Source organism: Bradyrhizobium sp. HKCCYLS2038, assembly GCF_051167655.1.
GTDB lineage: Bacteria > Pseudomonadota > Alphaproteobacteria > Rhizobiales > Xanthobacteraceae > Bradyrhizobium.
Genome location: NZ_JBNPTM010000006.1, coordinates 269,093 through 290,849, shown reverse-complemented (window position 1 = coordinate 290,849; position 21,757 = coordinate 269,093). Strand labels below are relative to the sequence as shown.

At 64.6% G+C, this 21,757-nt stretch carries 17 protein-coding genes; 9 read left to right on the top strand and 8 right to left on the bottom strand.

Annotated features, from left to right (window positions below; translation table 11 throughout):
• Entirely contained in the window at positions 1-396 is a 396-nt protein-coding gene (gene cycA, locus ACQR1I_RS26515) for a cytochrome c-550 CycA (protein WP_434869322.1), read from the bottom strand.
• Between the two features lie 211 nt (positions 397-607).
• On the opposite strand from cycA, the gene ACQR1I_RS26510 reads away from it, so the two are divergent.
• Complete coding sequence (locus ACQR1I_RS26510; protein ID WP_434869323.1) at positions 608-2,101, top strand: FAD-linked oxidase C-terminal domain-containing protein; 1,494 nt, start codon at positions 608-610, stop codon at positions 2,099-2,101.
• A 1,485-nt stretch (positions 2,102-3,586) separates the two neighbouring features.
• On the opposite strand, the gene ACQR1I_RS26505 is transcribed toward ACQR1I_RS26510, so the two are convergent.
• A complete protein-coding gene (locus tag ACQR1I_RS26505; RefSeq protein WP_434869330.1) occupies positions 3,587-4,597 on the bottom strand; it encodes a tetratricopeptide repeat protein in 1,011 nt (336 codons plus the stop codon).
• 496 nt (positions 4,598-5,093) lie between these two features.
• Here ACQR1I_RS26505 and ACQR1I_RS26500 point away from each other — a divergent pair, with 496 nt between their 5' ends.
• The 4 genes from ACQR1I_RS26500 to ACQR1I_RS26485 all read left to right on the top strand — a co-directional run bounded on the left by ACQR1I_RS26500 (position 5,094) and on the right by ACQR1I_RS26485 (position 9,729).
• Complete coding sequence (locus ACQR1I_RS26500) at positions 5,094-6,326, top strand: FAD-binding protein (RefSeq protein ID WP_434869331.1); 1,233 nt, start codon at positions 5,094-5,096, stop codon at positions 6,324-6,326.
• Positions 6,323-7,642 carry a glycolate oxidase subunit GlcF gene (gene glcF / locus ACQR1I_RS26495; RefSeq protein WP_434869332.1) on the top strand — a complete coding sequence of 440 codons (1,320 nt, stop codon included), beginning with the start codon at positions 6,323-6,325 and terminating at the stop codon, positions 7,640-7,642. The genes ACQR1I_RS26500 and glcF overlap by 4 nt, the downstream gene beginning before the upstream one ends.
• 70 nt (positions 7,643-7,712) lie before the next feature.
• Positions 7,713-8,189: a hypothetical protein gene (locus ACQR1I_RS26490; RefSeq protein WP_434869333.1), complete on the top strand. Its 477-nt coding sequence runs from the start codon at positions 7,713-7,715 to the stop codon at positions 8,187-8,189.
• A 526-nt stretch (positions 8,190-8,715) separates the two neighbouring features.
• Positions 8,716-9,729 carry a TorF family putative porin gene (locus ACQR1I_RS26485; RefSeq protein WP_434869334.1) on the top strand — a complete coding sequence of 338 codons (1,014 nt, stop codon included), beginning with the start codon at positions 8,716-8,718 and terminating at the stop codon, positions 9,727-9,729.
• 243 nt (positions 9,730-9,972) lie between these two features.
• On the opposite strand, the gene ACQR1I_RS26480 is transcribed toward ACQR1I_RS26485, so the two are convergent.
• On the bottom strand, positions 9,973-11,739 hold the full coding sequence (locus ACQR1I_RS26480; protein ID WP_434869335.1) for an ABC transporter ATP-binding protein/permease: 1,767 nt from the start codon (positions 11,737-11,739) through the stop codon (positions 9,973-9,975).
• A 325-nt stretch (positions 11,740-12,064) separates the two neighbouring features.
• On the opposite strand from ACQR1I_RS26480, the gene ACQR1I_RS26475 reads away from it, so the two are divergent.
• Positions 12,065-13,729, top strand: coding sequence for an L-lactate permease (locus ACQR1I_RS26475; protein ID WP_434869336.1), 1,665 nt, complete (start codon positions 12,065-12,067; stop codon positions 13,727-13,729).
• Between the two features lie 146 nt (positions 13,730-13,875).
• Positions 13,876-14,283, top strand: coding sequence for an META domain-containing protein (locus tag ACQR1I_RS26470; protein WP_434869337.1), 408 nt, complete (start codon positions 13,876-13,878; stop codon positions 14,281-14,283).
• Between the two features lie 244 nt (positions 14,284-14,527).
• Here ACQR1I_RS26470 and ACQR1I_RS26465 read toward each other — a convergent pair whose 3' ends face one another.
• From ACQR1I_RS26465 to groES, 3 genes are all read right to left on the bottom strand, one after another.
• Complete coding sequence (locus tag ACQR1I_RS26465) at positions 14,528-15,718, bottom strand: hypothetical protein (RefSeq protein ID WP_434869338.1); 1,191 nt, start codon at positions 15,716-15,718, stop codon at positions 14,528-14,530.
• A gap of 150 nt (positions 15,719-15,868) precedes the next feature.
• The gene (gene groL / locus ACQR1I_RS26460; RefSeq protein WP_434869339.1) at positions 15,869-17,512 is read right to left on the bottom strand and encodes a chaperonin GroEL; all 1,644 of its coding nucleotides are present in this window, start codon (positions 17,510-17,512) and stop codon (positions 15,869-15,871) included.
• 121 nt (positions 17,513-17,633) lie between these two features.
• Positions 17,634-17,930 (bottom strand): co-chaperone GroES, encoded by a 297-nt coding sequence (gene groES / locus ACQR1I_RS26455; RefSeq protein WP_008961387.1) that lies wholly within the window; start codon positions 17,928-17,930, stop codon positions 17,634-17,636.
• Positions 17,931-18,258: 328 nt separating this feature from the next.
• Here groES and ACQR1I_RS26450 point away from each other — a divergent pair, with 328 nt between their 5' ends.
• Complete coding sequence (locus tag ACQR1I_RS26450) at positions 18,259-18,768, top strand: hypothetical protein (protein WP_434869340.1); 510 nt, start codon at positions 18,259-18,261, stop codon at positions 18,766-18,768.
• A 109-nt stretch (positions 18,769-18,877) separates the two neighbouring features.
• Here ACQR1I_RS26450 and ACQR1I_RS26445 read toward each other — a convergent pair whose 3' ends face one another.
• A complete protein-coding gene (locus ACQR1I_RS26445) occupies positions 18,878-19,666 on the bottom strand; it encodes a protein phosphatase CheZ (protein ID WP_434869341.1) in 789 nt (262 codons plus the stop codon).
• Positions 19,667-19,973: 307 nt separating this feature from the next.
• Between ACQR1I_RS26445 and ACQR1I_RS26440 the strand changes: the two genes are divergently transcribed.
• Entirely contained in the window at positions 19,974-20,759 is a 786-nt protein-coding gene (locus ACQR1I_RS26440; RefSeq protein ID WP_434869342.1) for a L,D-transpeptidase family protein, read from the top strand.
• 105 nt (positions 20,760-20,864) lie between these two features.
• On the opposite strand, the gene ACQR1I_RS26435 is transcribed toward ACQR1I_RS26440, so the two are convergent.
• Positions 20,865-21,659: a DUF2076 domain-containing protein gene (locus ACQR1I_RS26435; protein WP_434869343.1), complete on the bottom strand. Its 795-nt coding sequence runs from the start codon at positions 21,657-21,659 to the stop codon at positions 20,865-20,867.
• Positions 21,660-21,757: the final 98 nt, after the last annotated feature.

Here is a 21,757-nt window from a genome sequence, read left to right as displayed (position 1 = left end):
TTACTGCTTCTGCTTGCCGTCCTTGTCGAACGACGAGACATACGCCCAGAGGTTGTTGATCTCGGTTTCGTTCTTGATGCCGGCGAAGGTCATCTTGGTGCCCGGGATCTTGGCCTTCGGGTCCTTGATGTATTCCTTGAACACGGCCTCGTTCCAGGTGATGCCCGAGTTCTTGTTCGCGTCCGAATAATTGTAGTCCGCCACGGTGCCCGACTTGCGGCCGTCGAGGCCGTTCAGTTCCGGGCCGACCTTGTTCTTCGCACCTTCGCCGATCGCATGGCAGGGCAGGCACTTGTTGAAGGAGGTCTTGCCGGCGGCGGCGTCCTGGGCCAGCGCGGCCGAGGCCAGCGACGACGAGGCGACAATGATGAACGTGGTCAAAGTCAGTTTCTTCATGGATCAGGCTCTGGGGTTTCGAGACAAAAATCGTGCGCAGGTTTGTGGCATGACCTCCGCGCTCACACAAGTCGCCCGTCCCGATTGGGTTCAGTACAATTGACGAGATATTTGTGCGGCGACAAACAGCGAACCGGCCTTGTCCGCCTACCCAAAGCGCCGCTGTTGTGATTGATATGGCGGCGGAAATCGACTTCAGGAGACGCTTGCAATGGCCATCATGATGCCGGAAGCCGATCAGGCGGTGCTGGCGCGCCGCGGCGAGATCGTTGCTGCATTGCGCGCGATCGTGCCGGGGGAGGGCGTCATCGACAGCGCCGCCGAGATGCTGCCTTACGAGTCCGACGGGTTGATGGCCTATCGCCAGCCGCCGATGGTCGTGGTGCTGCCCGAGACCACCGCGCAGGTGTCGCAAGTGCTGAAATATTGCCACGGGCAAGGCATCAAGGTGGTTCCGCGCGGCTCCGGCACGTCGCTGTCCGGCGGCGCGCTGCCGCTGGCGGATGGCGTGCTGCTCGGGCTCGGCAAGTTCAAGCGCATCCGCGAGATCGACTTCGACAACCGCGTCGTCGTCACCGAGCCGGGGGTCACCAACCTCGCCATCAGCCAAGCCGTCGCGCATGCCGGCTTCTACTACGCACCCGATCCGTCGTCGCAGATCGCCTGCTCGATCGGCGGCAACGTCGCGGAGAATTCCGGCGGCGTGCACTGCCTCAAATACGGCATGACCACCAACAACGTGCTCGGCTGCGAGCTCGTGCTGATGAACGGTGAGGTGTTGCGTATCGGAGGCAAGTGCGCCGAGAACGCCGGCTATGATCTGATGGGCCTGATCACCGGATCGGAAGGCCTGCTCGGCGTCGTCACCGAGGTCACCGTGCGCATCCTGCAGAAGCCGGAGACGGCGCGCGCGCTGATGGTCGGCTTCGCGCAAGTCGAGGCCGCCGGCGAATGCGTCGCGCGCATCATCGGCGCCGGCATCATCCCCGGCGGCATGGAGATGATGGACAAGCCCGCGATCCACGCCGCCGAGGCCTTCGTCCATGCCGGCTATCCGCTCGACGTCGAGGCGCTCCTGATCATCGAGCTCGACGGCCCCGGCGTCGAGGTCGACGAACTGATCGGCCGCGTCGAAACCATTGCCAATGGCTGCGGCTCGACCACCTGCCGGATCTCGACCTCGGAGGCCGAGCGCAATCTGTTCTGGGCCGGCCGCAAGGCGGCGTTCCCCGCCGTCGGCCGCATCTCTCCGGACTATCTCTGCATGGACGGCACCATCCCGCGCGGCGCGCTGCCAAAGGCGCTGGCGCGCATCCGCGAGCTGTCGGAAAAGTATCAGCTCGGCTGTGCCAACGTGTTCCATGCCGGCGACGGCAACCTGCATCCGCTGATCCTCTACGATGCCAACAAGCCCGGCGAGATGGAGCGCGCCGAAGCCTTCGGCGCCGACATCCTGCGCTGCTGCGTCGAACTCGGCGGCGTGCTGACCGGCGAGCACGGCGTCGGCATCGAGAAGCGCGACCTGATGCCGGACATGTTCACCGAGATCGACCTCAACCAGCAGCAGCGCGTGAAGTGCGCCTTCGACAGCCAGGGCCTGCTCAATCCGGGCAAGGTGTTCCCGACGCTGCACCGCTGCGCGGAGCTCGGGCGGATGCACGTGCATGCGGGCAAACTGGCGTTTCCGGATCTGCCGCGGTTCTGAAAAGGCCACAGGCCTCTCCACGTCATTGCGAGCGAAGCGAAGCAATCCAGAGTCGTGGGCGGGACCCTGGATTGCTTCCGCCTTCGCTCTTCGAGCTACGGCGGACAAGTCGCTCCGCTCGCAATGAGAGAGTCGTCCGCATCGCATCCACTTTGTCCTGCAGACACACGTCGGGTGATCGATACATCCAACGCTCTCTCCCCACGTCATTCCGGGGCGCCCGCAGGGCGAGCCCGGAATCCATAACCACAGGCCGGTGTGTGGGGCAGGCCAGCCGCTCCATCTCGCTCCACCAACATCCGTTCGGGAGTATGGATTCCGGGCTCGTGCTGCGCACGCCCCGGAATGACGACGGAGAGAATCTTCCTCCCATCCCCATGATCTTAGACACACGTCCGCATCCCCGCGGCGCATCGCGCCCGGATTATTCAATCGACACCGCCCTCCAAACCATCGAGAGGGCGCAGGGAATGCCGGGTGAAGGCCTCACCCATGGCCCGCCTGCGAAAAAAATGCAGGCGGCAGGTACCACAGGTTCAGCCGAACATCCGGCATTCCCTGCGCGGCAGTCTTAACGCTTATACGTGCTCGCCCCGGGGATCGGCGTTCTTGTCCCCGTCATCGACGCCGTGCCCTGAAGCATCCTCGCCGACTTGGCCTCAGCACCGGGAGGCCAGACCCACACGACTTCACGTCCGCATCGCGATCGTTCGTCGGCGCGGCCAAAGCCACGCTGCGACCCGACACGGCCACCGCATCCCCACCCCACGTATCGTGACGACCGCGCGTACGCCCCTCTCGACGGGGTGGGATGGGGGGAGTTATACATGATTTCCGGAAAAGCGAAAGAGAAAAGTTTGCATCCGGGGCGCGCTGGCCGTTCGCGTTGAAATTGTTCCCAGAATGAGTTTTCCGGGGAAGCGCACGGTGCGCTCCCTCTCCACGTTCTTCACGGGGAGAGGGTCGGGGTGAGGGGCAGCCGCACGGGCGGTGCAGCATCAAGGCGCTTGATTTACGAGTCCGATGGAGCTGGGTAGACTCCGACTCCAAGAATGAGTTCTGAGGGCAGGCCATCGAGATGGAAAAAGTAGCGAGATTCCATGAGCGACGACTTGCTGCATATTGTTGCGGACACGTGTTTCGACGAGAGCGACCCATAAAGCTGGTTGGGCGTCCAGATGGACCTGATTGGCAATTCACTTGCGGTGGAGCTGATCATTCCGATTCTAGTTCTAGCGAGCCGTACCATGTCAGCATCGGCGCACTCCTCGACCTTGATCAAACTCTTCACGAAATTGCAGACCTGCCAGTCTACTGGGAAGCAGAAAGAGAGATGGTTGGATCTCCATGGATCCGAACTGACGGGCGTGGGCTAAAGACATAGCAGTGCGTAGTCCGGATTGCCGAAGGCGTAATTCGCCCTGTGCATCGAGCGCCGGTGGGTTACGCTTCGCTAACCGCGCCCTGCGGACTGGCTCTATCAATTTAGGGCGAAGGCCCCATGCGTTCGGTCAATTCTGGAATCCACTTCAGGTCCTTCTGCCATTTTTGAGCGAGCTGATGCCCTTCAGTTAATTGGTCCGGCGAGAGGAGCGCTCTTATTCTTTGAAAGTCGTTGGTGGCGAATTTGTTTCCGTCAGCAGCTGCATGGCCAACAAGCACGTAGGCCAAGGTCAGATCCTTTCGATAACCAAAAGAACCAGTTGCGTACATGATGCCAAGGCTATGTTGAGCATTGGCGTTGCCTTGTTCGGCTGCCTGGCGGAATAAACGTACGGCTTTGATCTCGTCTTTTTCAACTCCGTGCCCACGGGCATACATGTGTGCAAGCATGTTTTGAGCATCCGTGTAATTTCGCTCGGCGGCGCGGCGATACCACTCGGCCGCCTGTCGATCATCTTGCGGGAAACCCGCAACTCCCGTCTCGTACATTTGACCAAGGTTGAATTGGATCTTGGCTCCGTCGGTCGCGTCAGTTGAACAGGGGCGCCGGTGTAGCTGTCCATTGCTGAGCTGGGCAACGAACGTGAGACGAAACCTGGTCGTAGGCTTCATCTTCATCGCAAAGAACTTCTTTCTGCCCTCATCTGTTATTTGCTTTGAAAGCAGCAGCCAGGTTGCAGCGTCGACGTCGCCCTGATCAGCCGCCCGCTGGAGCCACTCATCCGCCAGGGCCTTGTTCTCCGCGACGCCTTCGCCGCGAAGATAGAGGCACCCAAGATTATATTGGGCGTCAAGATCGCCCTGTTCGGCCGCACCGCTCCACTCCTTGAAGGCGCCGGCATAGTTTCCAGATCGATAGTCCGACACACCTTCATCAAAGCCGCTGAGAGCGGTTGTCGACCAAAGGATCAGAATTGCGAGCGCAGCAGGAATTGACGGTGGCATATTCAAGCGCCCTGGTGTGTGCATCACAAGACAGCATAGCAAAATCGCCCAACGAAAGGCGCTGTGTTTCCGGCGTCGTTTAGAATCGTAGATTGAGGCGTTGCTCAAGAATTTGTCCGCTGGTCCATCGCCACACGGTGCGACGCGACGCAAGCTTTTTCAGCGCGTAGGGCGGATTGGCCGAAGGCGCAATCCGCCCTGTGTCGCGAGAGGTCGGCGGGGTACGCTTCGGCAACCGCCCTACGGATTGAGACAGATCGCGGGAAGAAGAGATCGGGTTGCATCAAGTGTGCAGGCCGGGTGAGGCGGTACGGGTCTCTCCACTCCTACTTCCCGTGCGGCTGCCCCTCACCCCGACCCTCTCCCCGTGAAGGACGGGGAGAGGGGGCGCACCGCGCCTGATGGGCGCGATGGGGGAACGGCTCGGCCTGTTTCGGCGGCGCTCGATGCGATGGAACTGCTGCGGGCGGAGTGCGATGCAGATCGCTCCCGCGGGGGCAGTCCCGCCCGCCCTTGTGTCCCGCCCGCAACGCTTTAGAAAGGCTCCAACGCCGGTGGCCGCGCCTTCGCTCGTCCATCGGCATCATCAACAAAGGCAGCAGTGGTGGACGCCCTCAAAGTACGCAATGCAGGCGATGTCGAGGAGGTGGTTCGCTCGGCGATCGCGAGCGAGCAGCCGCTCGACATCATCGGGCATGGGTCGAAGCGGCGGATCGGGCAGTTGACGGCGACCAATGCCGTGCTCGACCTGTCGGCGCTGAATGCGGTCGTGTCCTATGAGCCGAACGAGCTCATCGTGACCGCGCAGGCCGGGGCGCCGCTCGGCGACCTCTTGTCGCTGATCGATTCGAAGAGCCAGCAATTCGCGTTCGAGCCCTTGGACACCGGGCCGCTGCTGGGGACCTCGGGGCGGGGGACGGTCGGCGGCATGATCGCGGCCGGACTGGCCGGGCCGCGCCGCATCCGCGCCGGCGGGGTGCGTGACCATCTGCTCGGGGCGCATGCCGTGTCCGGCTTCGGCGAGAGCTTCAAGACCGGCGGCAAGGTGGTCAAGAACGTCACCGGCTACGATCTCTGCAAGCTCCTGGCGGGCTCCTGGGGCACGCTGGCGGTGATGACCGAGGCGACCCTGAAGGTGATGCCGCGGCCGGAGGCGGAGCGCACGCTGGTGCTGCGCGGGCTCGATGACATCAGGGCCAACCGGGCGATGACGGCGGCGCTGGGCTCGCCGTTCGACGTGTCGGGCGCCGCCCATCTGCCGGCCTCGTCGCTGCGCCCCGAGGTCGACGGGCTCGGCTCGCCGCGCGAGGCGGTCACGGTGATCAGGCTCGAGGGCATCACGGCCTCTGCCGCGCATCGCGCGGCGTCTCTCGCCAAGCAGCTTTCGACATTCGGCACGGTTGACATCATCGAGGATGACGCCTCCGCCAAGGTGTGGAGCGCGGTCCGGGACATCATGCCGTTCGCGGCCAACGGGCCGCTCGGCGCCTGGCCGGTGTGGCGGATCGTCTGTCCGCCGGTCTCGGGCGGAGCGATCGGGCAGGCGCTGACGCGCCAGACTGGCGGCGAGGTGATCTACGACTGGGGCGGCGGCCTGATCTGGGCGGCGCTGCCGCCGCAGCCCGACGCATCCGCGAGCGTCGTGCGCAAGCAGGTCGATGCCGTCGGCGGCCACGCGACCCTGCTGCGGGCCTGGGACGAGATGCGCCACGTGGTCGACGTGTTTCATCCGCAGGCGCCGGGCGTCGCCGCCCTGGAGGAGCGGGTGCGCGTGTCCTTCGATCCCAGGGCCATTTTCAACCGCGGCCGGATGCGTCGGAGCGTTGCGTCATCATGAAGACCGAATTCACCCTGGCGCAGCTCGCCGATCCCGACATCGCGGTCGCCGACAAGATCCTGCGCGCCTGCGTTCATTGCGGCTTCTGCACCGCGACCTGTCCGACCTATGTGCTGCTCGGCGACGAGCTCGACAGCCCGCGCGGCCGCATCTACCTGATCAAGCAGATGCTGGAGAAGGACCAGGCGCCGACATCGGATGTCGTCAAGCACATCGACCGCTGCCTCTCCTGCCTGTCCTGCATGACGACCTGCCCCTCGGGCGTGCACTACATGCACCTCGTCGACCAGGCGCGGGTGCGAATCGAGCAGACCTATCAGCGCCCGCTGACCGACCGGCTGCTGCGCGCCGTGCTGGCCTTCGTGCTGCCGCGGCCGCGTGAGTTTCGCCTCGCCATGACGCTGGCCCGGCTCGGCCGTCCCCTGAAGGCGCTGCTGCCGTCGACCTCCGCTGCATCAGGGCCGTCGCCCGGCCTGTTGCGCCGCGTCAGGGCGATGCTGGAGCTCGCGCCCGCGGCCTTGCCGGCGCCGGGACCCACGGGCGGCTCGCTGTTTGCGGCGCAGGGCGCACGGCGCGGCCGGGTCGCGCTGCTGCAGGGCTGCGCCCAGCAGGTGCTGGCGCCGCGCATCAACCAGGCTGCGATCAATTTGCTGACGCGGCACGGCGTCGAGGTGGTGCTGGTGCAGGACGAACAATGCTGCGGTGCGCTGACCCATCACATGGGGCAGGACCAGGACGCGCTGTCGCGCGCTCGCGCCAATGTCGATGCATGGGGCCGCGAGGCGAATCGCGGCGGGCTCGATGCGATCCTGGTGACCACGTCGGGCTGCGGCACCGTCATCAAGGACTATGGTCACATGCTGCGCGAAGACCCGCAATATGCAGCACCTGCGGCCGCCATTTCGGCGATGGCGAAGGACATCAGCGAGTACGTTGCGGGCCTGAATCTGCAGCCGAAGGCGGCGCAAGCCGACATGGTCGTCGCCTATCACTCCGCCTGCTCGCTGCAACATGGGCAGAAAATCACGAGCCTTCCGAAAGAATTGCTTTCCAACTTCGGATTCGTGGTGAAAGATATACCGGAGAGTCATTTGTGTTGCGGTTCGGCGGGGACCTACAACATTCTCCAGCCTGACCTCGCGATGAAGCTGCGCGATCGCAAGGTCGCCAACATCGCGACCGTCAAGCCGAATGTGATCGCGGCAGGCAATATCGGCTGCATGATGCAGATTGCCAGCGGCACCACCACCCCCGTCGTGCACACCGTTGAGCTTCTCGACTGGGCGACGGGTGGTCCGCGGCCAGGAATGATTTGACGGATGGGCGCGTGCGGACTGCCGGCCCGTCCCGCCGGGGACATCATCGGCGGCAACTGGAGGGTTTCTGATGGCGAAAGACAAGACGGCCAAGGACGACAAGAAGGACAAGAGCAAGGTGATGGCGCAAGCCAAGTCGACCAAGGGGTCGGCTAAGAAGTCGGCGAAGAAGGCCGCCAAGAAGGCCGCAAAGAAATCTGCCAAGAAGGCGGCGAAGAAGGCTGCGAAGGCTCCCGCCAAGAAGGCGAAGAAGACCGTGAAGAAGGCGGCCAAGAAGGCCGCAAAGGCACCTGCCAAGAAGGCCGCTGCGAAGAAGGCCGCCAAGTCGGCGGCGAAGGCGCCGGCTGCCAAGGCTCCCGCTGCAAAGGCTGCTGCAAAGGCTCCGGCTGCGCCGAAGAAGAAGGCGGCCAAGAAGCGCGCTCCCAAGATGGCGCCGCTGGTCGAGACCCCGCATGTCAACGAAGCCGAGACGGCTGCCGAGACCAGCTGGGCGACGCCGAGCGCAGCCGAGGAGCACGGCGACGAGGCGACCTCGTCCGAGAGCTGATTGCTCGGGATCAATCCGGGCCTCGACCGAATCAGCGGCGTCTCATCGCCTTGAGCGATCGATGTGACAGCCTGTTTGACCGATCCATTCGACAGGGCCGCAGCCTCGATGCTGCGGCCTTGTTCGTTGGTGCGGTCCGTCCCGCTGCGGTGGTCGTCCAAGGGAATCAGCGGTGCCCAGCGTGCCGCGGAGTCGATCCCCCGCAAATTCCACGTCCGTGCGAATCCTGCCTCGGATTTCAGCGCTTTTCCGCTGCGAAAACGCTGTTCCCGGCGCTTCGGGACAGCCGAACCGCCCCCTGACAAGCCGCTGCGACACGTAAATTTGTTGTTCAAATGCAACAGCTGCTGACAACCTGCCGTAGAATTGCCTGATCGCCCAAAAAGGCGGCAGATGACGCGCTTTTTTGCTTCACCTGCGGCGAGACCCTGGCACAAATTGCGTCTGGATGACGCAGCCTGTCGCGATGTGCCCTGGGGGGCCGAAGTCGGGGCAGGCTCTTTGAAATAGGGTTATGGGGATCGTCATGAAAAAGTGGGCTTTGTTGGCAACGGCGCTGGCAATGTTTTCGGGATCGGCTTCGGCTGCTGATATGGCTTTGAAGGCCGTGAAGGCGCCGCCGCCTGTGGCGTTCGATCCCTGGGACATCGCGTTCGGCGCCGCCATCATGAACGACTACGTGTTCCGCGGCATCACCCAGTCGAACCACAAGCCGTCGGTCGCGGCCTATTTCGAGCCGCGCTTCAACGTCAACAAGGACCTGCAGTTCTACGTCGGCGTCGCCGGCGAGAGCATCTCGTTCCCGAACCGCGCCGCGGCCGAGATCGACGTCTACGGCGGTATCCGCCCGACCTTCGGCGCCTTCGCCTTCGACATCGGCGTGTGGGGCTATCTGTATCCGGGCGGCACCTGCTACGCCGGCGCTGCCTTCGATCCGGCTGGCCAGCCGCTGAGCGCCGAGTGCGCCGCGAACGCGCTGCTCAACGGCAACGTGATCAAGAAGGACCTGTCGTTCTTCGAAGTCTTCGGCAAGATGAACTACACGGTGAACGACAACTGGCAGTTCGGCATCACCGAGTTCTACACTCCGAGCTTCCTGCACTCCGGCGCCTGGGGTAACTACGCCTCGGTCACCGGCAAGTGGACCGCGCCGAGCACGATCTTCGGCTCCAGCGGCGTCGGCATGTATGTGTCGGGTGAGTTCGGCCGTCAGTGGCTCGGCACCTCCGACTCGTTCTACGGCACGGCGATTGCCAGCCCGACCGGCGGCGGACCGTTCCCTAACGGCATCAAGTACGCCGACTACAACACCTGGAACATCGGCGTCGGCTTCACCTACAAGGTCATGACCCTCGACCTGCGCTACTCCGACACCAACCTGTCGAAGGCCAACTGCAACGCCTTCACCAGCGACTACACCGCCGTCGCGAATGGCAGCTTCTCGCCGATCAACCCGACCGGTGTCGGCTCGAAGTGGTGCGGCGCGACCGGCATCGCCAAGCTCTCCTTCGACCTGACCGCGATGACCAACCTGAAGTAATCGTCGCAAGGCGGATCGAAATCTCCAAAGCAAAGGGCGGCAGAGCAATCTGCCGCCCTTCTGCATTTCCGCTCTCTTTGCCGAGAGCATCATCCGATTCCACGGAGTCGGATAATGGTGGTCTCGTGCGGTCCCGAGCCGGCACACGCAGCTCGGAGCTCAGCCCCGCTGTCACCCTCCCCCTCCAGGGGAGGGTGAGATCGAGATCGCGGCGCCTGATGCGGCTGCCAAGTCTTGACTGCCTTACTCCGCCCCGCCTGCCGTGGCATCCGCCGCCGCGGCCTGTCCGGTCGGCCGCAGCGTGAAGCGGTCGCCGTCGCGGGTCAGCTCGACCTTGCGGTCGTGGAAGTCGTGCAGGGTTGAGCGGTGGCCGATCGAGACCACCGTGGTCTGCGGCAGGCGCTCGGCGATGACCTGATAGAGCCTGGCCTCGCTCGGCTCGTCCAGCGACGCAGTGGCCTCGTCCAGGAACAGATATTGCGGGCCATGGAGCAGCGCCCGGGCGATCCCCAGCCGCTGCTGCTCGCCGAGCGAGAGCATCCGGTTCCAATGGCCGTCCTCGTCGAGCCGATCGGCCAGTTGCGGCAGGCCCACCGCGACCAGCGCGTCCTTGACCTGCTCGGCACTGAAGGCATCCGCCGCGGCCGGATAGAGAATGGCCGCCTTGAGCGCGCCGATCGGGAAGTACGGCCGTTGCGGCAGCATCATCAGCTTGGCATGCGACGGCACCTTGATCGCGCCGCTGCCGAACGGCCAGACCCCGGCGATGGCCCGGAACAGCGTCGACTTGCCGGCGCCGGAGGGACCGGTGAGCAGGGTGCTCTGGCCATTGCTGATGCTGAACCCGTCGGCGGCGATCAGAGGCAGGCCGTTCGGCAGCTTGAGCAGCAGCTGGGCGAGATCGATGTTGTCGCCGGCATGATCGACGACGTCGATGGTCTGCGGCTCGCCGGACAGATGCTCGGCGCTCTCGATCGACATGTCGAAGCCGTCCAGTCGGGCAACTGTCGAGCGCCAGTCGGCCAGGGTGCGGTAGGTCGTCACGAAGAACGACAGCGCGCCCTGGACCTGCGAGAACGCCGAGGCGGTCTGCATAATGCCGCCCATCTGGATCGACTTGGCGAAGTAGGCGGGGGCAACCAGAACATACGGGAAGATCACCGCGGCCTGCGAGTAACTGGCGGTGAAGGCGGTGAGCCGCTTGGTCCGGCTCATGATGTGGTACCAGTTCTGGACCACGCGGCCGAACCTCGTGCCGAGATGGCCCTGTTCAGCGCCTTCACCCCGCAGCAGCGCGATCTGTTCCGAGCTCTCGCGGACCCGCACCAGGTTGAAGCGGAAATCGGCCTCGAAACGCTGCTGCTCGAAATTGAGGTTCACCAGCGGCGAGCCGATCCAGTGCGTCAGGACGGTGCCGAAGATGGCGTAGACCAGCGCAATCCACACCAGATAGCCGGGGATCGCGATCTGCGTTCCGAATATCTGCAGCGGCGCCTCGTTCGACAGCGCCCAGAGCACGACCATGAACGATGCCAGCGTCACGATCGAGCTGAGCAGGCCGACGGTGATGTTGAGCGTCTTGTCGATGAACATCTGCACGTCATCGGCGATGCGCTGGTCCGGGTTGTCGGCGATGTCGCCCTTCAGCTGCATGCGGTAATGCGTGGCGTTGCTCAGCCACCGGCGCAGATAGACGTCGGTCATCCAGCGCCGCCAGCGGATCTGCAGCCATTGGTTGAGATACAGCTGGTAGATCGAGAGCACGATGAACACGGTCGCGAGCCCGGCGAACACGCCGATTTCCCAGATGAAGCTGTCCCAGTCGTACTGCTGCAGCGCGTTGAAGAACCGATTCTGCCACTGGTTCACCAGGACCTGGATCGCGACCAGCGACAGCTCGATCGCAATCACGGCTGCGAGCAGGGAGCGGCCGGCGAGCTTGTCCTCGGAGCGGAAGTAGGGAATGGCGATCCGCCAGACGATGGCGAGGGTCGAGCGGAGATTGTTCACAGAGGGGCTGCTCCTGAGAAAGCGTCTTAACAGGCTGACTTAGATCAAGAATTTGTCAGTTTTGGTCGCCTGTCTAGACTAAAGTCGCAATGGACCCGGCGACCACCGGCTTGTGGGTCGCCTGCGGCAAACCGTAGCATGCGGCTGGGGAGAGGGACCGCGGTCGGCGCCAGATTTCGCGAGAATTTGAGCAGAGTTTGGCAGTGCCGGTGTTGTGATCCGCTTTCCCGGTGGACCTGCCCGGGTGAGCCGCGGGGCAGGGCAGACCTGATCCGCGCCTCGCCGGAGCGGGTCCAACAACAAGAACTTGGGGGGAGACGTCACAATGTGGAATCAAATCTACGACCCGCTGGGAAGCCCGGCGCTGTCGACGCTGGCCGCTGCCGTACCGGTGGTGACGCTGCTGGTGCTGATCGCCAGCGGCAAGGTCAAGGCGCACATCGCCGCAATCATCGCGGTGGTCCTGACCAACATCATCACCATCTTCGTCTTCACGATGCCGGCCAACATGTCGATCCGCGCGACGTTCCTCGGCGTCGTCACCGGCTTCTTCCCGATCGGCTGGATCGTGCTGAACGTCATCTTCCTCTACCAGGTCACGGTCTCGACCGGCCGCTTCGAGCTGTTGAAGCGCGCCATCGGCGGCGTCACCGAGGACCGCCGGCTGCAGCTGCTGCTGGTCGCGTTCTCGTTCGGCGCGTTCTTCGAGGGTGCGTCCGGCTTCGGCACGCCGGTGGCCATCACCGGCGCCGTGCTGATCGGCCTCGGCTTCTCGCCGCTCGCCGCCTCCGGCCTGTCGCTGATCGCCAATACCGCGCCGGTCGCCTATGGCGCGCTGGGCACGCCGATCCAGGGCCTCGCCTCGGTCACGGGCATCGACCCCTATTTGCTCGGCGCGATGGTCGGCCGGCAGCTGCCGGTGTTCTCGCTGATCGTGCCGTTCTGGGTGATCTGGGCCTTCGCAGGCTGGAAGGGCATGAAGGATGTCTGGCCGGCGATCCTGGTCACCGGCGTGACCTTCGCCGTGCCGCAGTTCCTGATCTCGAACTACGTCAATCCGTGGATCGTCGACATCGGCGCCTCCTTGATCTCGATGGGCGCGCTGATCCTGTTCCTGAAGGTCTGGCAGCCGAAGCAGCTGTGGCTGTCGCCGGCGCTGCGCGGCCGCGACGAATCGGCCGCGACGATGGCGGCGGCCAAGCCGCTGGACCGCACGCCGCTGACGCAGAGTGAGCTCTGGGGCGCGCTGCTGCCCTGGATCATCGTCTGCATCATCATGCTGATCTGGGGCAACGGCGCCTTCAAGTCCTGGGCGAACTCGATCTTCACCTATAGCTATCCGGTGCCCGAGCTCGACAAGCTGATCAACAAGATGCCCCCGGTGGCCGCGAAGGCGACGCCGGAAGGCGCGGTGTTCTCGTTCACCTATCTGACCTTCACCGGCACCGGCATGCTGATCGCGGCGATCATCTCCGGCTTCCTGATGGGCGTCGGACCGGGCAAGCTGATCGCCGAATATGGCCGCACCATCCGGCTCTGCGCGATCTCGCTGATCACGATCTCGGCGATGCTCGCGATCGGCACGCTGACGCGCCTCTCCGGCGTCGACGCGACGCTCGGCCTCGCCTTCGCCGCGACCGGCGTGCTGTATCCCTTCTTCGGCACCCTGCTCGGCTGGTTGGGCGTGGCGCTGACGGGATCGGACACCGCCTCCAACGTGCTGTTCGGCAACCTGCAGAAGATCACCTCCGAGCAGCTCGGCCTGTCGCCGGTCCTGATGGCCGCGGCCAACTCGTCCGGCGGCGTGATGGGCAAGATGATCGACGCGCAATCGATCGTCGTCGCCTCGACCGCCACCAACTGGTACGGCCATGAGAGCTCGATCCTGCGCTACGTCTTCCTGCACTCGATCGTGCTCGCCTGTCTGGTCGGCCTGTTCGTCACCTTGCAGGCCTATGTCTATCCGTTCACCGCGATGGTGCTGAAATAGCACCACTGCTCGCGACAAAGCCCCGCGTCGCCCGGGCGACGCGGGGTTTGCTATGTTTGGGTCACATTTGTGCGGGAGCCGTGCTCGCGGCAGTGGTCATCGCCGCGGAGGCGAGCGCTGCGCGTGAGGACGATCGAGGGGGAACGATGCGAGACGTGAAGCGAGCCGTCGCCGCCATGGTGGCGGCGCTGATGATGTCGGGCGTGCCGCTCGCTGCGGCGTCGGCCGAGGAATTCCCCTTCGGCATGGAGATGACGCTCGACGCTCCGCCGCTGCCCGGATCGAAGCGGGTGCCGGATCTCGACATCGGCGACAATGGTGACACCGTGCTCGAGCTCTGGTGCAAGGGCGGCAAGGGCCAGTTCTCGGTCGCCGGCAACACCATCGTGTTCATTGCCGGCAAGATCGAGGATCGCAACTGCCCGGCAGCGCGCGCCCAGGCCGACGATGAGCTGATCGCCGCGCTGAGCGCCGTGACCAATTGGAAGCGCCAGGGCGACCTGATCATCTTCGTCGGCCCGAAGACGCTGCGCTTCCGGCTGAATACGAATTGAGGGCCAACGCATATCAAGATAAGAGGCTGCTGAGACCAGCAACCCTTGTTCGTTAGTTACTCCGTCATGCCCGGGCTTGTCCCGGGCATCCACGTCGGTCTCAGGATGCCGAACGACGTGGATGGCCGGGACAAGTCCGGCCATGACGACCTGGAGAGAGTGAGCGCACAACTCCGGTCGTCATACGCAATCGCCCTCCCAATGGAGTAAGGGGCGCACATCGATCGACTGCGCCCCCGCTACTTCACTTCCACACCGAGTTGTCCGCGTCCCAGCGCTTGGCCTTGAAGGCCTTGGCCAGCTCGTCGATGGCGCCGCCATCGTCCCGCGTATCGCTTTCCTCGTCGCCCGAGGACTCGTCGGACAGGATCAGCTTGGCGGCGGAGCTCTCGTCGATGGTGGTGGTCGTCGGGCTGCTGATCCACAACACCAGCGCGTCCGCGCCGCCGGGCTTGTCGGGCGAGACGAGGCCGGTGACCTCGATCACGTCGGTGAGCTCGAGCGAGGGCATCAACTGGCTCGGCCGCTTCAGGGTCAGCTTCAGCTTGCCGGTCACCGGATTCCAGGCCGTGCTGGTCGGCTTGGCGTTGTAAGTCTTGGCCAGCACGTCGGAGATCGCGTTCGCCAGCTTGTCGCGGTTGATCTTGTCTCCGTCGCGCCAGTCGGCCGCCGCGAAGCGGATGGTGCGGTCCATCTCCACCGTGCCGGCGGTCCAGCCGGCGGTGACGACGCCGGTCGTCGCGCGTGCCTTGGCGATCAGGGCGCCGGCGCGCTCCGGATCGACGGTCATGCTGACCGTCTGCTCGCCGGCGCGCAGCGCATCACAGCCCACGATCAGGCTCGACAGCGAGACCTCGACGTTCTCGCCCTTCAGGCTCTTCAGGAAGTCGGCGACCGCTTCCAGCTTCAGGCGGACGGAGATCGCCTCGGGCGAAACGTCGGTGAAGTCCTTCGGCTGGGCGCTGATGCCATCGTCGCTCGACTGGCTTTCCTGGAATTCCTTTTCGCTGACGTCCGAATTGTCGGTCGACGCCACCTCGGTGACCGTCTTGCCGATCGTGATCTGGCCGCGGAACTCGAAGGTGTCGCCGTTCGCCTTGCGGTTTAGCTTCACCGTGACCGGCTCCTTGGCGCCGTTGCTCTGGGTCGCGCCGGTCATGGTCTGGCCGTTGACGGTGAGATTGACCACGAACCGGTCCTTGCGGTCCGAGTTCTTCGCGACGGGATAGCAGACGTCGAGCGTCGCCGCGGTGACGGTCTTGCCCTGGCGTGTTTCCTTGAGGATCACGTCGGCATTGCCGTCCATCAGGCCATCGATCGCGGTGAAATACCGGGTTTCGTTGGCGGGGGCCTTGGTGCCGCTCTTGCTCTGGGCCCAACCGAGTTCCGGCGCGGCCGCAGCAATCACGGCCAACGCCACCAAAATCGCGCGCATCTGAAAATCCTTGTGGAGGCGGAATCGGCGCTAGCTGTAGCGCCGATTTGCGCCCGCTGCATCCCTGGTGCGGACGCTCGGTCAAAAAGAAGGCCGCCCGGAGGCGGCCTTCCTGAAGTGTTGGTGATGAAGGCAGGGCTTAGAACGGGCTCAGAAGCCCATGCCGCCCATGCCACCCATACCGCCGCCGGCTGGCATCGACGGAGCCGCGTCCTTCGGCAGCTCGGCGACCATGGCCTCGGTGGTGACCAGGAGACCGGCAACCGACGAGGCGTCCTGCAGCGCGGTGCGGACGACCTTGGCCGGGTCGATAATGCCCTTGGCGACCATGTCGACATAGTCCTCGGTCTGGGCGTCGAAGCCGAAGGTCTCGGACTTCTCGTCCAGGATCTTGCCGACCACTATCGAGCCCTCGACGCCAGCGTTCTCGGCGATCTGACGGATCGGAGCCTCGAGCGCCTTCAGCACGATGTTGATGCCGGCCTGGACGTCCGAGTTCGGGTTGGTGATGCGGCCGACCGCCTTCTTGGCGCGCAGCAGAGCCACGCCGCCGCCGGGGACGATGCCTTCCTGCACCGCGGCGCGGGTCGCGTTGAGGGCGTCCTCGACGCGGTCCTTCTTTTCCTTGACCTCGATCTCGGTCGCGCCGCCGACGCGGATCACCGCGACGCCGCCGGCGAGTTTGGCCAGCCGCTCCTGCAGCTTCTCACGGTCGTAGTCCGAGGTGGTCTCCTCGATCTGCGCCTTGATCTGACCGACGCGCGCCTCGATGTCGGCCTTCTTGCCGGCGCCGTTGACGATCGTGGTGTTCTCCTTGTCGATCACGACCTTCTTGGCGCGGCCGAGCATCTTCACCGTGACGTTCTCGAGCTTCATGCCGAGGTCGTCCGAGATCAACTGACCACCGGTCAGGATCGCGATGTCCTCGAGCATGGCCTTGCGGCGATCACCGAAGCCCGGCGCCTTGACGGCCGCGACCTTGAGGCCGCCACGCAGGCGGTTGACGACCAGGGTGGCCAGCGCTTCGCCTTCGACGTCCTCGGCGATGATCAGGAGCGGACGGCCCGACTGCACCACGGCTTCGAGCACCGGCAGCATGGCCTGCAGGCCCGACAGCTTCTTCTCGTGCAGCAGCACGTAGACGTCGTCGAGCTCGGCGGTCATCTTCTCGGCGTTGGTCACGAAGTAGGGCGAGAGATAGCCGCGGTCGAACTTCATGCCCTCGACGATGTCGACCTCGGTCTCGAGCGACTTGTTCTCCTCGACCGTGATGACGCCCTCGTTGCCGACCTTCTGCATCGCCTGGGCGATCATCTTGCCGATCGCGGCGTCGCCGTTGGCGGAAATGGTGCCGACCTGGGCAACCTCGGAGGACGCGGCGACCGGCTTGGCGCGCTTCTCGATGTCCTTGATGACGGCGGCGACGGCGATGTCGATGCCGCGCTTGAGGTCCATCGGGTTCATGCCGGCGGCAACCGCCTTGGCGCCCTCGCGCACGATGGCCTGGGCCAGCACGGTCGCGGTGGTGGTGCCGTCACCGGCGGTGTCGTTGGTCTTGGAGGCGACCTCGCGCAGCATCTGCGCGCCCATGTTCTCGAACTTGTCCTCCAGCTCGATCTCCTTGGCGACGGTGACGCCGTCCTTGGTGATGCGCGGAGCGCCGAAGCTCTTCTCGATGACGACGTTGCGGCCCTTCGGGCCGAGCGTCACCTTGACGGCGTTGGCGAGAATGTCGACGCCGCGCAACATGCGGTCGCGCGCGTCGCCAGCGAATTTGACGTCCTTGGCTGCCATGTAAATCTCTCCTGGAGTGGGCCGCGACGGCCAGCGGCGTGATCGCCTGCCTGTCGCCTGAACGAGGTGGAAAAGTGCTGGTCGCCAGGGGCGGCGGAAGGCCGCCCCTCAGCGGGTCGGATCAGGCGACGACGCCCATGATGTCGGACTCCTTCATGATGAGGAGTTCCTCGCCGTCCAGCTTGACCTCGGTGCCCGACCACTTGCCGAACAGCACGCGGTCGCCGACCTTGACGTCGATCGGAATCAGCTTGCCGCTCTCGTCGCGGCCGCCCGGGCCGACGGCGACGACCTCGCCCTGCGAGGGCTTTTCCTTGGCGCTGTCGGGGATGATGATGCCGCCCTTGGTCTTCTCTTCGGCGTCGATGCGCTTAACCACGACGCGATCATGCAGGGGACGAAACTTCGATTTGGCCATGACGGATCCCTTTTGGGGTGCTTCAATAACGGTTGCTGGCGGAGGAATTTCTGATTGCGGCCACATTTGGCGCCAACGTGGCACCAACTGACTCGCGGCTTTAGCAATCGTGCCCTCCGAGTGCTAAAGACCGTTCCGGGAAATATGGCTTGCCGCTGATCCTGTCAAGCAAGCCAGTCAAGCCGTTCCTGAGGCTGTTAGGGGATGTCGTGCGAAGCCAGACATGTTAGTGGAGCGGCGCCGTCCCTCCGACGTCGTTGCTCTTGCGCGCGTTTTGCGCTTGGTTGCCGGACGGGGCAACCATGATCTTGTTCCTTAAGGGGATGCCATGACGAGTTCACGGTGCGCGCGGCCGATCGCCAATCTGGGTATCGTGTCGGCGCTCACATTGTTCCTGGGCGCGTGCGGAGGCGGCTTAAGCCTGTCGCCGACGAGCCCGCAGCCGCAGGAGATGGCGGTCGAGCCCGAGCGGCCGGCGACCATCCGCCCGGACGAAATCGTCGGCAAATGGGGCCTCGCCTCGTATCAGAACCCGAACGATCGCGCGCGCACCGAGAAAATGGCGCTGGCGCAGTGCAAGCAGCCGTACACGATCGGCCCCGGAACCGCCGGCGGTGTTGTGATGCATCTGGCCGACCAGGCAACGCCACAGGAGCTGCGCCTGAAGGGCTCGGCCAGCGGCAAGAACTTCATTGGACCTGAAGGTCCTCCCGGCGGCGAGCAGGACCGCGAGGTCGTCTCCTTCGACGGCCGTGTGCTGATCACCCGGTTCGTCGACAAGGATGCCGGAACGCGCTACGGCAACATGGTTTACGTGCGCTGCGGGCCGCGGGCCTGACGTCGCGCCGGAATACCGCTATCTCGAACGACAAACGCCGGCGGAAACGCCGGCGTTTCGTTTTGAGTCTGCACCTGCGGGAGCTGTCGCCCGCCGTAGGCCGGCTCGATCAGTTGAACATCGCGTCGATGTCGTCCTGGGAGGCGTGGCCAGCTTCGTCCGCCGCCTTCGGGCCGTTCAGCAGCCTCGCGTCGCCCTCGCGGGTGTCGACGATCGGCGGCACATGCGCCTTGATGGCGTCGACGCCGCCCCAGATGTCCATCATCACCACGATGTGGTGCTCGATGAACTTCATGGTCGTCATGACCTTGTTGATGCGCTGGCCAGTCAAGTCCTGGAAGTTGCACGCCTCGAAGATCGAGACGACGCGCTCCTGGATGTCCTCGCTGAGGATCTTCTGCTGGTCGGCCGAGTCCACCTTGGCCATCGCGCTGGCGGCCTGGTCGATCGCCTCGGCGGCCTCGAGGATCTGCTGGGTCGCCTGCTCGGTACCGCCGACGACCGCGCCGAGCTCGCCGTTGACCTTGGCCATCTCCTCGCCGTTGAAGCTCTTGGCGTGGAGCGTCGCGATCTCGCCCTTGGTGCGGTTGATCGCGTCGTGGATCAGGTCCAGCTCGACCTTGAGCTTCTCGCACTGTTCGATCTGGGCGCGATAGGTCTCGAGCAGCGCGCGTGCCTCGGCGACTTCCTTGGCAGCCGATTCCTGGATGGCGGCATTTGCCGTGCTGCTACCACCGCCACCTCCACCGCGCATGGCATTGGCCATCTGGGCGCGGATCGCGCGCAGCTCGTCCATGATTTCCTTGTGGTTGGGGCCGATCTCGCCGCCGACGAAGTCGGGCTCCGGCATATGGCCGACGATGGCTTCTTCGATACGGAAACGCTTGCGAACCGGCATGAGAGTGTCCCTGACCTTTTACTCAAGCTACTTCTACTCGGATGCTATTTAACATCGCGTTCACGCCAGGAACCGCGATCCGCAACGCCCGCGTGCGCCGTGCATCAACGATTAACCATGCGCCTGCGGCCTTCACGCAAAATAAACGCTAGCGATCAATTCCGCCGCGCTCTGCGGCAATGGTGAATCCCGGCGCCGTTCTCGTTTACCAAAGCGATCGAGTTTTGCTCTTTATTGACGATACGCGAGCCGCCTGTTGGCGTCGTGCGACGAACAGTCTCCAGACGAAACAGTACAGAGTACGTCGATGTTCAAATCATTCTCCACAGCGCTGCTGGCCGGCGCATGCATCTTCCATGCAGGTCTGGATCGGGCTGCGGCCCAGGGATTTCAGCAGCCGACCGTGATCTACAGCGGTCCGCCGCAACAGAGCGCGCCGGTGCGCACGGCCTATGTCGAACGCTCGCGGATGGGCGGCGGCTTCATCGAATTCCTGTTCGGCGATCCGCAGGGCGGCCGCGGCGCACCGCCGTCGGGACAGCCGATGTACCAGCAGCAGCCGTCCACCTACGAGCCACAGCGTCCGGGACTTCCCGGTACGGCGCCGCAGCCGGACGAGCAGGCCTACGAGCAGACGCAGCGGCCGCTCGATCCGAAATACGAGAAACAGATCGTTGACTATGACGGCAGAGAAAGGGCCGGCACCATCGTCATCGATACACCCAACAAGTTCCTGTATCTCGTGCAGGGCGAGGGCAGGGCGTTGCGCTACGGCATCGGTGTCGGCCGTCCGGGCTTCACCTGGTCGGGCGTGAAGACGATCTCGGCCAAGCGCGAATGGCCGGACTGGACGCCGCCGCCGGAGATGCTGGCGCGCCGGCCGGATCTGCCGCGCCACATGGAGGGCGGGCCGGAAAACCCGCTCGGCGCCCGCGCGATGTATCTTGGCTCCTCGCTCTATCGCATCCACGGATCGAACGAGCCGTGGACGATCGGGACCAACGTGTCGTCGGGCTGCATCAGGATGCGCAACGAGGACGTCATCGATCTCTACAGCCGGGTGAACGTCGGGACGCGCGTGATCGTGCTCTGACGGGCACGCTCCGGTTGACGGCCCCATTGATGTGATGAGCATGCAAAACGGCCGCCCGAACGGGCGGCCGTTTGACTTCAATTTCTTGCTGACGACGGTCGTGCGTCAGGCGTAGTCGCTGCCGCCGTCGTCATCGTTGTCGTAGCCGTCGTCTGAATCGAAATCCGTCGGGTCGCCGTCATTGCCGCTGTCGTCGTAGGAGGCCTGGTCGAACAACCCAGCGCGGCTGCCGCCGTCGCCGGAGCGGCCGATGTCGTCGAGCCCGGCATCCCGCGCCAACGAGCCGCCGGACTGATCGCTCCACGGGCTGCCGCCGCCGCCACGCTCCTCGATGATGGTGGTGTCGCCGAACGCCTGGTGCGAGCCGCCGCCCATCATCGACCGGATGCCGCCGAGCAGCAGCGAGCCGCCGACCATGCCGGCCGCCGCGGCTGCCGCCGTTCCGAGGAACGAGCCGCCGCCGCCGCCGAACATGCCGCCGCGCGGCTGGCCGAAGCCGCCCTGGTCATACGGACCAGGTTGGGGGCCGGGCTGGTTCTGATAGGCCGGCGGCATCGCCTGGCCGCTGTTCCAGACCGGACGGCTGGCAGGCGGCGGGACGTTGGGAACCGAGCCACGGCTGCCACTGGTGCCGAAGATGCTGTCGCGCATCGAATCGAGGAAGCCGCCGGACTGGGCCTGCGGGGCCTGGGCGTGCTGCAACTCCTCGATGCGGGCATTGGCGCGCTTCAGAGCCTCGTCCTGCACCAGCACCGTCTGGACCAGCGCATAAACGGCATTGGGGGCCCGCTGCAGCGCCTGCGAGATCGCAGTGGCGGCCTCCGGATCACGTGGCGCACTCTCCAACCTGGCGAGCCGGTCGAACAGATCGTCGATGAGTTGGCGTTCTTGCGGTGTCATGTGCTTCTCCTGCTGCCTGCCGGTTCCGGCGAAGCGCGGCCAAGACGTAGGGATGGTTTGTGGTCGGGCCAGTCGGGCCGCGGATTAAATTTCCGTAT